This is a genomic window from Rhodococcus sp. Z13, assembly GCF_025837095.1.
GTDB classification, from domain to species: domain Bacteria; phylum Actinomycetota; class Actinomycetes; order Mycobacteriales; family Mycobacteriaceae; genus Rhodococcus; species Rhodococcus sacchari.
This window is the reverse complement of sequence record NZ_CP107551.1, coordinates 877,675-890,289: the sequence shown is the minus strand read 5'-3', so window position 1 is coordinate 890,289 and position 12,615 is coordinate 877,675. Positions and strand designations below refer to the sequence as shown.

Here is a 12,615-nt window from a genome sequence, read left to right as displayed (position 1 = left end):
CGGAAAATCTCCCCGGGAGGAAACTTAACAGGGAGAGCTATGGATCTTCCTCTTTCGTGACGGACGCAGCATCCACGTCGTCGCGGAAACCGCGCCAGCTCGCGTGCCGCACCCGGTCCGCTTCCGTCCAGCCGCCGAACCGCACCTCCGCGACGAGTTCCGGCCGCAGCCACACCGCGTCGCGGCGTTCCGCGGCGGGGACCTCGTTCGCGAACGGACTGGTGCGACGCTTCAACCCCCGCATCGCCCGGGTGATGCCGGTGAGGGTCTCGTCGTCGAAACCCGTGCCGACCTTGCCGACGTACACGAGATCGCCGTGGTCGTCGTGCACGCCGAGCAGCAGCGACCCGAAGGTCGACGCGCGGTTGCCCTGCCCGCGCCGGTATCCCCCGATCACCACGGTCTGGGTGAGCCAGTTCTTGGCCTTGATCCAGCCGGAGCCGCGTTTGCCCGGCAGGTACACCGAGTCGCGCCGCTTGGCGACCACCCCTTCCCAGCCGTTGCGCCGGCTGCGGTCGAGCGCCTCGGGTCCGTCGCCCGGCAGCAGGTCGGGGACGAGCAGCCCGTCGGTCGCGGTGTGGAGTGCTTCGAGGACGCGACGGCGGTCGTCGTAGGTCTTGCGCAGCAGGGAGACCCCGTCGAGGAAGAGCACGTCGAACACGCGGTACTCGTAGTCGATGTTCCCCTCCCCCCGGCGCTGCAGCATGGAGAAGCTGGTGATCCCCGAGCGGTCGACGGCGACGATCTCCCCGTCGAGCACCGCCTCGTGACCGGCCAGGGCGGTCGTGAGCGGACGCAGCTTCGGGTATTCGGCGGTGACATCGCGTCCCGACCGGCTGTGCAGCGCGAGGGTGCCGTCGTGGATCTCGGCGATAGCGCGGTAGCCGTCCCACTTGCCCTCGAAGGCCCAGTGTTCGGCGTCGAGATCGGAGACGTCGCCGGGGGTGGCGAGCATGGGTGCGAGATCGTGCGGGAAACGACCCCGGCGGCGGTGCCCGTCGTCGACCGAGGTCTCCGGTGCCGTCTGGTCCTTCATGCGGTGGGCGAGCCACTGATCCTTCCCGGTGCGGATCAGCGCATAGCGCCCTTCGACGCGCTCGCCGTGGAAGAAGACGATCACCTCGTCGTCGCGCCACTTCTCGGTGTCGTAGGTTCCGGTGTCCCAGATGGTCATGCTCCCCGCGCCGTACTCCCCCTTGGGGATCGTGCCGTGGAAGGTGAGGTACTCGATGGGATGGTCCTCGGTGCGGACGGCGAGATTGTTGCGTCCCGTCGAATCGGGGAGGTTCTTCGGCACCGCCCACGACGCGAGGACCCCGTCGCGTTCGAGGCGCAGGTCGTAGTGCAGGCGCCGCGCGTGGTGCTCCTGGATGACGAACCGGTTCCCCGGCCCCTCCGGCGCCACCCGGTCCGGCACGGGTTCGGGGGTCCGCGACGCGCTGCGTTTGCCCCGGTACTCGGCGAGAGCGTCCGCGTTCCGGCTGCCGAGCGGCGGATCGAGCCCGGCCAGCAGGTCACCGAACTCCTCGATGCGGTCGAGGACCTCCCGGAAATCGAGCTGGGCGAGACCGGGATCGTCGAGTTCGTCCCAGTCGCGCGGCGCCGCGACCCAGGGTCGGTCGCGGCCGCGCAGCGAATAGGGGGCGACGGTCGTCTTCGAGCCGTTGTTCTGGCTCCAGTCGACGAAGACCCTGCCGCCGCGTTCGGCCTTCGCCATGGTCGCGGTGACGAGATCGGGGTGGGTGGTCTCGAGATTCCGCGCGACCTGCCTGGCCACCTTCGACGCCCCGGACGTGCTCAGCATCCGGTCGAGCGGCACGTACAGATGCAGGCCCTTGCTGCCGCTGGTGACCGGATACGCCGTCCATCCGAGTTCCGCGACGGTGTCGCGTACGTACCGGGCGACCTCGGCGCACTCGGCGAGTCCCACCCCCGGTCCCGGGTCGAGGTCGAAGACGATCCGGGTCGCCGGGCCGGGCTCGTCGCCGTCGAACCGCCACTGCGGCACGTGCAGTTCGAGGGCGGCCTGCTGCCCGAGCCACACGAGCCCGCCGACGGAGTCGAACAGTGGGTAGGTCACCGAGCGTTCCCTGTGTCGGACCGTGCGGCGGTCGAGCCAGGCCGGGGCGTGGTCGGGCAGATTCTTCTCGAAGAAGGACTCCCCGCCGATCCCGTCGGGCCAGCGTTTGCGGGTGCCGGGCCGGCCGGCGACGTGCGGCAGCATCACCTCGGCCACGGCCTCGTAGTACTCCACCAGCTCGCCCTTGGTGGTGCCGGTGGCCGGATACAGGACCTTGTCGAGGTTGGTCAGGGTGATGGGGTGACCGTCGATCGTGCGGCTCGGCATACTCCGGATTCTGCCAACGGCCGGCCGAACCGGAGGGTTGTCGGACGAGACGGTCGGGGGCTGCCGCCGGGCCGTGTCCCGAGGGGAGGCGAGTGTACTTTCGAGGGAAGGGGCACGACGTGCCGCCGGAGGGTTGTGGGAGGTGCGGGATGGCGGCGTCGCAGGATCCGACGCCCGAGACGTGGGCTGCCGTTTTCGCCCACATGTCCGGAGGGGTGTTGTCCGAGCAGACCGTGAGCACGGTGCTCGAACTGATCACCTCGCTGGCCAAGGACACCCTGCCGGGTTCGGTCGGCGCCGGGGTCACCCTGGTGGACGAGGACGGCAGCCACCGCACCGCGGCTGCGACCGATCCGATCGTCGAGCGCCTCGACGCCCTCCAGTACGAACTCGGGGAGGGACCCTGCCTGACCGCGACACACGAGGCGGTCCCGGTGCGGGTCGACGACCTGTCCGGCGAACGACGATGGCCGCGATGGTCCGCAGCGGCAGCGCAGGACGGGACGAGCTCGGTTCTGAGCGTTCCGATCGTCCATGCGGGCCGTTCCTTCGGCGCCGTCAAGGTGTACTCGCCGCGTACGCACGGCTACACCGACCAGAGCGAGGAGATCCTGGAGCGGTTCGCTGCCCAGGCCTCGATTCTTCTGGCGAACATGCATACTCTGGCCGCCGCCGAGGAACTCAACGAGAAACTGCTGCAGGCCCTGCGTGACCGGGACCTGATCGCCACCGGTAAGGGAATCGTGATGCTGCGCGAGAACCTCGATGCGGACGCAGCCATGCGTCGGCTGCTGGAGATGTCCGCACAGCGTCGCATCACCGTACGGGAGGTGGCAGCGGAGGTGGTCGCCTCGATCCACATCGAGTCGGTGTGAGGCCCCGCATGCCCTATCTTCCCGACGGCGAATACCGCCAGCGGTTCCACGCTGCTCTCCGCGCCACACGACTCGACATGGAGGAGTTGTGGCTCCGCTACTTCGCGCTCGGCGGCGAGGTGGGCAGGGTCGAGATCGAGGCGTATCTCAACGGGCTCCTCCCGCTGCCCTCGCTGCAGCACGACCTGCTCGCCCACGCGATCAACGAGCGGCTCGACGAACTCGCTCCCCCGCGGGCTCCGTACGCCTCGGAACTGCCTCCCCTCGAGTGAGGAGCTGCCGAACGAGGTTTCCGCCGCGGCGGGGGCATCGGGCCCGGGGAGGGTCCCGCCGGGCCGCCTTCGCGGCCCCCTGCGCCGGAAGGTGACCCGGCGTCCTCCTCCCCGGAAGCCGGACGGGCAGACAGCAGCGCCCTTCGCTTCGCGCACATCCTATTCGTTTTCCGTACTTCCGTCAGCCCGACCTCCGTCAGGCCGGCGGGGTCGATGCTCGTTCAACGTTCGATGAGGCGTTCTTCCGTAGACGGCCCGGTACTGCGCCGCGAAACGACCGGACGAGGAAAACCCCCAGCGGGCAGCGACTTCGGCGACCGTGACACCGTCCCCCGGCTCGGCGGCGAGGAGCTCCCGGTTGTCCATGGCCATGAGAAAGTCCCCACTGGTGGCCGAGTAACGGTCCCCACCGGTGGCCAGATGAAAGTCCCCGCCTCGTGTTCGTCGTGATTCCCACCGGAACACCAGGCCTGAGCGGTGAAGGTGAAGGTGCCACCCAGTCACCTGTCACCGCCCAGGGAGTTCCATTGAAGTCTGCGAAGGACCGCATGGACATCATTTCCGCCTACCGCGAGGTCGGCACCTACCGAGGCGCCGCCGAGATGTGCGGCACCACCCACAAAACCGTCCGCCGTGTCATCGAACGATTCGAAGCCGGCGACACCCCATCCCCACGACATCCCCGTCCCCGCAACTACGACACCGTCACCGAGATCGTCGCAGAACGCATCGCCTCGTCCCGCGGCAGAATCTCCGCCAAACGCCTGCTCCCCATCGCCGCGGCCGCCGGATACACCGGCTCGGACCGTAACTTCCGCCGCCTCGTCGCCGACGAGAAAACCAAGTGGCGCAAGAACAATCACCGCGGGCGCCGCCCCGCCGTGTGGACACCGGGTGAATACCTGGTCATCGACTGGGCCACCCTCGGCGCCGGCCTGCACCTGTTCTGCGCGGTGCTGGCGTATTCACGGTGGCGGTTCGTCGCCTTCGCCACCGACGAACGCGCCGCCACCACTTTGACGTTGATCGCCGAGGCCTCGCCGCGATCGGCGGGGTGCCCACCAAGGTCCTGGCCGACCGGATGGCCTGCCTCAAAGGCGCAGTCGTGGCGAACGTGGTGGTCCCGACCCCGGACTACGTGCGAATGGCCACCCACTACGGGTTCCGCCCCGACTTCTGCCACGCCGCCGACCCCGAATCGAAGGGCATCGTCGAACACCTCGTCGGCTACGCCCAACGCGACCTGGTCGTCCCGCTGCTCACCGACGCCGACCTGTCCGGCCGCCCGGTGGACCTGACCACCGCGAACGCCGCAGCCCAGGCGTGGTGCATCGAGGTCAACACCCGAGTCCACACCGAGATCGACGCGGTCCCCGCCCAGCGTCTGCGCGAGGAACAGGCCGTGCTCGGGCCGCTGCCGTCGCTGCGACTGCAGATCGGGCCGCCGCCGGTGACCCGCAAGGTCGACAGGCTCTCCTGCATCCGCTTCGGCTCGGCCCGCTATTCGGTGCCGACCCGCCTGATCGGGGCCACCGTCACCGTCGCCGCCGGCGAGGGGCGACTGCTGATCGCCGACCCCGCCACAGGGGAGGTCGCTGCCGAGCACGCGCTCACCGCCCCGGGCACCGCGTCGATCCTCGACGAGCACTACCCGACCCCACGACAGGCTCCCAGTCGGGCGCCGCGACCGAAAACCGAAGTCGAGAAACGATTCTGCGCACTCGGGACGGTCGCCGAACAGTTCCTCGTCGGCGCCGCCGCGGCCGCCAACACCCGCCTGCCCGCCGAACTCGCGGTGCTGCTGGACCTGCAGGCCGCGCACGGCACCGACGCCCTGCTCGCCGCCCTGACCCGGGCGGTGGCGTTCCGGCGATTCCGCGCCGACGACGTCCGTTCCATCCTCGACGCCGGCGCCGGGGTTCCCCAACCCCGTCCCGGCGGTGATGCGCTGGTGCTGGACCTGCCGACCGCCCCGACCCGCTCTCTCGACGCCTACGCCGTCACCCGAGAGGAGACCGCACGATGAGCAGTTCGAGCACCGCCGTTCCGCCGGCGGTCGCGGCGTTGCCCGCCGACCTCGACGCCGGTCTGCGCCGACTCAAACTCGCCACCGTCCGCCGCACCGCCGCCGAGGTCCTGCAGACCGCCAAGACCCAACGCTGGACCCCGGAGGAGGTGCTGCGCACCCTGATCGAAGCGGAGTTGGCCGCCCGCGACGCCTCCAACATCGCCGCCCGACTCAAAGCGGCCGCGTTCCCCGTCGCCAAGACCCTCGACAGTTTTATCGTCGCCGAGTCCTCCATCCCACAAGCCACATTCGACTACCTGATCGGTTTGGAATGGGTTCGTTCCCACGCCAATCTGGCGTTGGTCGGCCCGCCGGGGACCGGAAAATCCCACACCCTGATCGGGTTGGGGATCGCGGCCGTGCACGCCGGGCACAAGGTCCGCTATTTCACCGCCGCCGACCTCGTCGAAGCCCTCTACCGCGGCCTGGCCGACAACACTGTCGGCAAGACCATCGACACGCTGTTGCGGGCGGATCTGATCATCGTCGACGAGGTCGGGTTCGCGCCGCTCGACGACACCGGCACCCAGTTGCTGTTCCGGCTCGTCGCCGGCGCCTACGAACGCCGATCCCTGGCGGTCGCCTCGCACTGGCCGTTCGAGCAGTGGGGCCGGTTCCTGCCCGAACACACCACCGCCGCCGGCATCCTCGACCGGCTCTTGCACCACGCCACCGTCGTGCTCACCGACGGTGAGTCCTACCGGATGCGCCAAGCCCGACACGAACGAGGTGAACGCCCCTGACCCCAACCCCGAACACCCACGAGGCGGGGACTTTCACCTGGCCAAGAGCGGGGACATCATGATGGCCGTTGACACCCGGTGGGCACGCTCGAGCCGCACCGCACGCAGATACCCCATCGGGGTGGTGCCGTAGTACCGCACGAAGCCGTACTGCAGGGCACGTTCCCCGATGCCCGCCGCCTCCGCGACCTCCGACAGGCGGATCGGCCGGCCGGCGGCGGATTCGATGAAAGCGGCCGCCCGCAGCAACGCCGGGGAGGTCGATGCGGCCTCCAGGATCTGCCGGATCACCGGGGGCTCGCCGACGGAGCCGGACGCGAGGACGTCCTCGGCCAGCTGCCGCATCGTCCGGCTCGTTCGACGCGACGCCTCGAGCAGCAATTCCTTCGCACGGTCGGCATCGAGTCGGTGGCGTTCCATCAGCACACCGGTCGCGCGCTCGATCACCGCACGCGACGCCCACACCTGCTCCGGATGCGGAGTGATGGCAGAGGTGCGTTCCTCCGCTGCCCGTTCGTCGGTCCACCGGTCCACGGGACGATGACACCATCCCGGCGCCGTCCGCACCAGCGCGGGACGAGACGGTCGTCCGTTCCGGAACCGGGGATCACGCTCGCGGTCACGAAAGCCCTTCGGAAAGCGGTGGAATCGTCACCGCAGGCTCTCACTCCCCCATCGTCGGGAGCCGGAGGCTCAGGATGCCCCCTCCTCACCGTAGCGGCGTGCGAAGGTGTCGAGCGACGACTGCAGGTCGCCGTGCAGGGCCCGCGCCACTCCCGATCCGATCGGGCCGAACAGCGGTGCGCCGCCGAGTTCGATCTTCATCGTCAGTGTCGAGCCGTCCCCGCGGGCCGCGACGGCGAGTCGCATCGAGAACTTCGTGCCACCCTTGCCCGTCCCCTTCAGCACCACGTGGTGCGGCGCGTCCAGTTCGACGATGGTCCACGCGACCCGGTTCCGCATACCCTTGACCGACACCACCGATTCCAGCGTGGTGCCCTCGGTGAGGGTGTCCGGGAGGTCGCTGCGCCACCCGTCGTGGATGCTCAGCCATTCCCCGAACGACTCCAGCCGGGAGGCGTGCTCCCATGCCGCGTGCGGGTCGAGCGGAAGGTCGGTGGACACTTCGAGTTTCGCCATGGTCCGCACAGTAGACGGTCGATTCCGGTGACGGGCCGCGACACGACGGCGGCCCACTCCCCCTCGAGGAGTGGGCCGCCGGGTGCGGAAGGTCAGTGCGAAACGGCCTTCTCGACACCGACACCGGTGAGCGAGCGGACCTCCATCTCCGCCTGCTTGAACCGGTCCTCCTCCTTGCGGCGGCCGACGTAGGTACCGACGATGCCGAGGACGAAGGCGAGCGGGATGGACACGATGCCCGGGTTCGACAGCGGGAACCAGGAGAAGTCGGCCTCGGGGAACATCGACGAGGGCGAGCCCGACACCGCCGGGGAGAACACGATCAGCACGAGGCAGCTGACGAGGCCGCCGTAGATGCTGAACAGCGCGCCGGTGGTGTTGAACTTGCGCCAGAACAGCGAGTACAGCAGCGTCGGCAGGTTCGCCGAGGCGGCGACCGCGAAGGCCAGGGCCACGAGGAAGGCGATGTTCTGGCCCATGGCGAGGATGCCCAGGACGATCGACATCAGGCCGATGACGACGACGGTGATGCGCGAGACCCGCACCTGCTCGTCCTCGGTGGCGTTGCCGCGCTTGATGACACTGGCATAGATGTCGTGCGCGAAGGACGCCGAGGCGGTGATGGCCAGGCCCGCGACCACCGCGAGGATGGTGGCGAAGGCGACGGCCGAGATGATCGCGAGGAACAGGGTGCCGCCGAGCTCGAAGGCCAGCAGCGGGGCGGCGGCGTTCTCCTTGCCGGGCGCACCGAGGATCACATCGGGGCCGACCATCTTCGCGGCACCGTAGCCGAGCACCAGGGTGAACAGGTAGAAGGCGCCGATGAGGGCGATCGCCCAGGTCACCGAGCGGCGGGCCTCCTTGGCGGTGGGCACCGTGTAGAAGCGCATGAGCACGTGCGGCAGGCCGGCGGTGCCGAGCACCAGGGCGATGCCGAGCGAGATGAAGTCGAGGCGCGTCATGTCGCTGATGCCGTACTTGGCACCGGGGGCGAGCACGTCACGACCCGCGACGGCCTCGTTGGTCGAGTTCGACACCATCGCCTGGGCGTCGGCGAGCAGCTGGGAGAAGTTGCCGCGCACCGCGAACAGCACGAGCACGAACATCAGGCCGGCACCGGCGACGAGCAGCACGGCCTTGACCATCTGCACGTAGGTGGTGCCCTTCATGCCGCCGATGAGCACGTACACGATCATCAGCACACCGACCACGGCGACGACGATGGCCTGACCGGTCTTGTCCTGGATGTCGAGCAGCAGCGCGACCAGACCACCGGCACCGGCCATCTGTGCGAGCAGGTAGAACAGCGACACCGCGAGGGTCGACAGCGCCGCGGCCATCCGCACCGGCCGCTGCCGCAGCCGGAAGCTGAGCACGTCAGCCATCGTGAAACGCCCCGTGTTGCGGAGCAGTTCGGCGACCAGCAGCAGCGCGACCAGCCACGCGACGAGGAACCCGATGGAGTACAGGAAGCCGTCGTAGCCGTAGACGGCGATGGCCCCGGCGATACCGAGGAAGGAAGCGGCCGACAGGTAGTCGCCGGCGATCGCGAACCCGTTCTGGGGACCGGAGAACTGGCCACCGCCGGTGTAGAAGTCCGACGCCTTCTTCGTGGTGCGGCTGGCCTTGATGACCAGCCCCATCGTCACGACGACGAACGCGACGAAGATCGCGATGTTGAGGATCGGGTTGCCGACGTCGGTCGCACCCTGAGCGAGAACGGTCACTGCTGCGGTCCTTCCAGTTCCTCACGGATCGCGGCGGAGCGCGGATCCAGTTCACGGCCGGCGAACTTCACGTAGACGCCGGTGATCACGAAGGTCGTGACGAACTGGGCGAGCCCGAGGATCAGGCCGACGTTGATGTTGCCGAGAACCTTCGTCGCCATGAACTCGTCGGCGTAGGTGGCCAGCAGGACGTACAGGCCGTACCAGGCGAGGAAGAAGGCGGTCACCGGAAACACGAAGCGTCGCAGTCGGCTTCGCAATTCCTGGAACTCCGGGCTCTCCTGCATCACGACGAACTCCTGCGGTGTCGGAGTCCGCCGCGGGGGTACGTCGCTCTCACTGAGTGGTGCTGTGGTCACTGCTACTCCTCGAGTGTCGAGTGAAGGTGATCACAACGCTAGTGAGACGGTGGTCACACGCACAGGCCTGCGGGCGAAACGGACGACGAGAAGCGGTGTCGTGCGACGAACGGTCGTGTCACCGCGACGAACGGCGCCCACCGGTGCCGCGGCCGCGTTCCCCGAACGCCCCGAGCTCGCGGTCGCGTCCCATTCCGAGCCGTTCGGGTACGTGCATACGCGAGAAGGCCCGGCCCACATCGGCGGGCACGCGGCGTCGCGTCGCGAGGCTCACCACGATCATCGTCAGGAACGCCAGCGGCACGCTGATCGCCGCGGGATAGGCCGACAGCACCGTCGGCCAGCCCCCGCCGACCGTCGGGTCGATCGGGAGGAGCACCGTCGAGAGGGCCGCGGCGCCGGCGACCAGCCCGCCGACGACCATCCCCACCGCCGCACCCACCGCGGTGAGCCCGCGCCACCAGATGCCCAACACCAGCAGCGGGCACAGGGTGGACGCGGCGATCGCGAACACCTGCCCCACCGAGCGGGACAGGTCGAGCGAGGTCACCGACAGGGCCAGCACGAGCGGCACGATCCCGGCGAGGACCGCCGCGACCCGGAAGTCGCGCACACGCCCGCGCAGCACGTCGGTGGACAACACCCCGGCGACACTCACCAGCAGCCCCGACGAGGTGGACAGGAACGCGGCGATCGCCCCCGAGGCGACGAGCGCCGCGAGCAACTGCCCACCCCAGCCCGAGAGCACCGAGCCGGGCAGCAGCAGCACCGCCGCGTCGGAACGTCCGGTGATGAGCAGTTGCGGCACGTACAGACGCGCGAACACCCCGAGCAGGGTCGGGAACAGATAGAACAGGCCCAGCAGGCCGATGACGGCGAAGGAGGTCATCCGCGCCGCGCGCCCGTCGGGGTTGGTGTAGAAGCGCACGAGCACGTGCGGCAGGCCCATCGTGCCGAGGAAGGTCGCGAGCATCAGCGAGTACACCTGGAACAGCGGATGCCGGCTGCTGGCGCCGAGGCCCGCACCGGGCGACGCCCAGGCGTCGTTGTCCGACGGCGCGCCGGCCACGACCGGCACCGGCGAGCCGGCCTCGAGGACGAGTTCGGTGCCCGCGCCGAGGACGTGTTCACCGGGGGTCAGTTCGAAGTCGCCGGTGACGGGCTGCCCATCCACCTCCCCGGAGACGATCACCGGTAGCGGTTCGGCGACCTGCACCACGACGTCGATGGTGACGTCGACGCTGGTGGTCTCGGTGACGGTGGGCGGTACCGGAGCGTCGACCTTCCGGTCGTCGCCGACGAAGTGCAGCACGAGCACGAGGGCCGGCAGGGCGACCGCGGTGAGTTTGAGCCAGTACTGGAAGGCCTGCACGAAGGTGATCGAGCGCATGCCGCCGCCGACGACGTTGGCCACCACGATCACCCCGACGACCGCGACTCCCACCCAGTCGGGCACGCCCAGCAGGATGTTGAGGGTCAGGCCCGCCCCCTGGAACTGCGGCACCAGGTAGAGGATGCAGATGATCGCCACGACCATCATCGCCAGGGTGCGCAGCCACTTCTCCCCCAGCCGGAACTCGGCGAAGTCCGGGACGGTGTAGGCCCCCGAGCGCCGGAGCGGGGCGGCGACGAACAGCAGCAGACCGAGATAGCCGGCGGTGAACCCGACCGGATACCACAGCGCGTCGGCGCCGAACTTGGCGACGAGACCGGCCACCCCGAGGAAGGACGCCGCCGACAGGTACTCGCCGGAGATCGCGGCGGCGTTCCAGCGCGGGCCGACGCTGCGGGAGGCGACGAGGAAATCGGAGGTGGTGCGGGCCATGCGCACGCCGTAGATGCCGATGGCGACGGTGGCGATCGCCGCGGCGACGAGACCGACGACGGTGACGACGGGGATCGATCCGCTCATCGGCGTCAGTCGTCGGTGAGGTCGGTGAAGTCCTGCTCGTTGCGTTCGGCGAGCCGCACGTACACCCACGCGATGCCGAGCAGCAGCGGGTAACCGACGACGCCGAGCAGCAGCCACGGCAGCCGGATGCCGAGGACGGTCACGTCCGCCAGGCCCGGGACGGCGTGGAAGAGCAGCGGGATCGCGCCGAGCAGGCACACGGTGGTCAGCGCGACCCGCAGGGCGAGCCCGAGCTGGGCGCGCACGAGGCCACGCACCATGGCGTCACCGACCTCGGTCTGCTGCTGCACCTCGACGCGGGTGCGGACCATGCGGGCGCCGCGGCGTTCGGCGAGCACGACCCTCTCGCGCGGCGGAGGAGGACTCCCCGCGCTCATCGGGACGTCCACGACTGCATGGGCCCGCGGATGAGCCGGTCCTTGAGCTCCCGGGTGTGCCGCCGGCTGACGGGCAGTTCGACGGCCGGGGCGGTGCCCTCGCCCTTCAGACACACGACGAGACCCGATCCGACGCTGCGGATACCGGTGACCAGCGGCAGCGCCACGAGATAGGAGCGGTGCACGCGCAGGAACCCGGCGTCGGCCCAGCGGCTCTCCAGGGTGGAGATGGGGATGCGCACCAGATGCGAGCCGGTGGCCGTGTGCAGCCGGGCGTAGTCGCCCTCCGCCTCCACCCAGTGCACCGACGAGCGCGGCACGAGCGTGGTCACCCCGCCGAGTTCGACGGGGATGACGTCGTCGCCGGTGGCGTTGTCGGTGGGCGGCGGGGTGCCGGGCCGGCGGCGCTCGGCGATGCGCCGGACCGCTTCGGCGAGCCTTTCCTCGCGCAGCGGCTTGAGGACGTAGTCGACGGCGCCGAGGTCGAAGGCCGACACGGCACGGTCGTCGTGCGCGGTCACGAACACCACGGCGGGCGGGGTCGCGAAGTTGCGCAGGATGCCGGCGAGCTCGAGCCCGTCGAGGCCGGGCATGTTGATGTCGAGGAACACCGCGTCGACACCGCCGTCGCGCAGCAGCCGCAGCGCGGTGGTCGCATCGCCCGCGGTGTGCACGACCGCGATCTCCTCCCGGGCACGCAGGAGGTAGGCCAGCTCGTCGAGGGCGGGCGGTTCGTCGTCGACGGCCAGTACGGTGAGTTGTTCTGTGGTGTCGTTCACGGCGAACCTATCGTGT

At 69.6% G+C, this 12,615-nt stretch carries 12 protein-coding genes and 1 pseudogene; 4 read left to right on the top strand and 9 right to left on the bottom strand.

The features are described from left to right. Positions 1–37 precede the first annotated feature (37 nt). Complete coding sequence (locus OED52_RS04140; RefSeq protein ID WP_264153419.1) at positions 38–2,347, bottom strand: ATP-dependent DNA ligase; 2,310 nt, start codon at positions 2,345–2,347, stop codon at positions 38–40. 215 nt (positions 2,348–2,562) lie between these two features. Here OED52_RS04140 and OED52_RS04135 point away from each other — a divergent pair, with 215 nt between their 5' ends. Both OED52_RS04135 and OED52_RS04130 read left to right on the top strand, forming a co-directional pair. Further along, entirely contained in the window at positions 2,563–3,222 is a 660-nt protein-coding gene (locus OED52_RS04135) for a GAF and ANTAR domain-containing protein (protein ID WP_264154575.1), read from the top strand. An 8-nt stretch (positions 3,223–3,230) separates the two neighbouring features. Further along, the gene (locus OED52_RS04130) at positions 3,231–3,494 is read left to right on the top strand and encodes a hypothetical protein (protein ID WP_264153418.1); all 264 of its coding nucleotides are present in this window, start codon (positions 3,231–3,233) and stop codon (positions 3,492–3,494) included. Between the two features lie 159 nt (positions 3,495–3,653). Here the strand turns inward: OED52_RS04130 and OED52_RS04125 are convergent, their stop codons facing one another. Next, positions 3,654–3,860: a helix-turn-helix domain-containing protein gene (locus OED52_RS04125; RefSeq protein WP_264154574.1), complete on the bottom strand. Its 207-nt coding sequence runs from the start codon at positions 3,858–3,860 to the stop codon at positions 3,654–3,656. A gap of 161 nt (positions 3,861–4,021) precedes the next feature. Between OED52_RS04125 and istA the strand changes: the two are divergent. Together istA and istB are read left to right on the top strand one after the other, a co-directional pair. Beyond that, a pseudogene (gene istA, locus OED52_RS04120) lies at positions 4,022–5,520 on the top strand (IS21 family transposase). Next, positions 5,517–6,305 carry an IS21-like element helper ATPase IstB gene (gene istB, locus OED52_RS04115; RefSeq protein WP_024101627.1) on the top strand — a complete coding sequence of 263 codons (789 nt, stop codon included), beginning with the start codon at positions 5,517–5,519 and terminating at the stop codon, positions 6,303–6,305. Before istA ends, istB begins: the two are co-directional and overlap by 4 nt. A 33-nt stretch (positions 6,306–6,338) precedes the next feature. Here istB and OED52_RS04110 read toward each other — a convergent pair whose 3' ends face one another. The 7 genes from OED52_RS04110 to OED52_RS04080 all read right to left on the bottom strand — a co-directional run bounded on the left by OED52_RS04110 (position 6,339) and on the right by OED52_RS04080 (position 12,599). After that, positions 6,339–6,839 carry an ANTAR domain-containing protein gene (locus tag OED52_RS04110; RefSeq protein WP_264153417.1) on the bottom strand — a complete coding sequence of 167 codons (501 nt, stop codon included), beginning with the start codon at positions 6,837–6,839 and terminating at the stop codon, positions 6,339–6,341. Positions 6,840–6,998: 159 nt separating this feature from the next. Next, positions 6,999–7,445, bottom strand: a complete 447-nt coding sequence (locus OED52_RS04105; protein ID WP_264153416.1) for a type II toxin-antitoxin system Rv0910 family toxin — start codon at positions 7,443–7,445, stop codon at positions 6,999–7,001. 92 nt (positions 7,446–7,537) lie between these two features. Beyond that, positions 7,538–9,172, bottom strand: coding sequence for a solute symporter family protein (locus tag OED52_RS04100; protein WP_264153415.1), 1,635 nt, complete (start codon positions 9,170–9,172; stop codon positions 7,538–7,540). Continuing rightward, positions 9,169–9,531, bottom strand: a complete 363-nt coding sequence (locus tag OED52_RS04095) for a DUF485 domain-containing protein (protein WP_264153414.1) — start codon at positions 9,529–9,531, stop codon at positions 9,169–9,171. Before OED52_RS04095 ends, OED52_RS04100 begins: the two co-directional genes overlap by 4 nt. Positions 9,532–9,649: 118 nt before the next feature. Beyond that, positions 9,650–11,443: a sodium/solute symporter gene (locus OED52_RS04090; RefSeq protein ID WP_264153413.1), complete on the bottom strand. Its 1,794-nt coding sequence runs from the start codon at positions 11,441–11,443 to the stop codon at positions 9,650–9,652. A 5-nt stretch (positions 11,444–11,448) separates the two neighbouring features. Beyond that, the gene (locus OED52_RS04085; protein ID WP_264153412.1) at positions 11,449–11,820 is read right to left on the bottom strand and encodes a hypothetical protein; all 372 of its coding nucleotides are present in this window, start codon (positions 11,818–11,820) and stop codon (positions 11,449–11,451) included. Continuing rightward, complete coding sequence (locus tag OED52_RS04080) at positions 11,817–12,599, bottom strand: LytR/AlgR family response regulator transcription factor (protein ID WP_264153411.1); 783 nt, start codon at positions 12,597–12,599, stop codon at positions 11,817–11,819. Before OED52_RS04080 ends, OED52_RS04085 begins: the two co-directional genes overlap by 4 nt. Positions 12,600–12,615 lie beyond the last annotated feature (16 nt).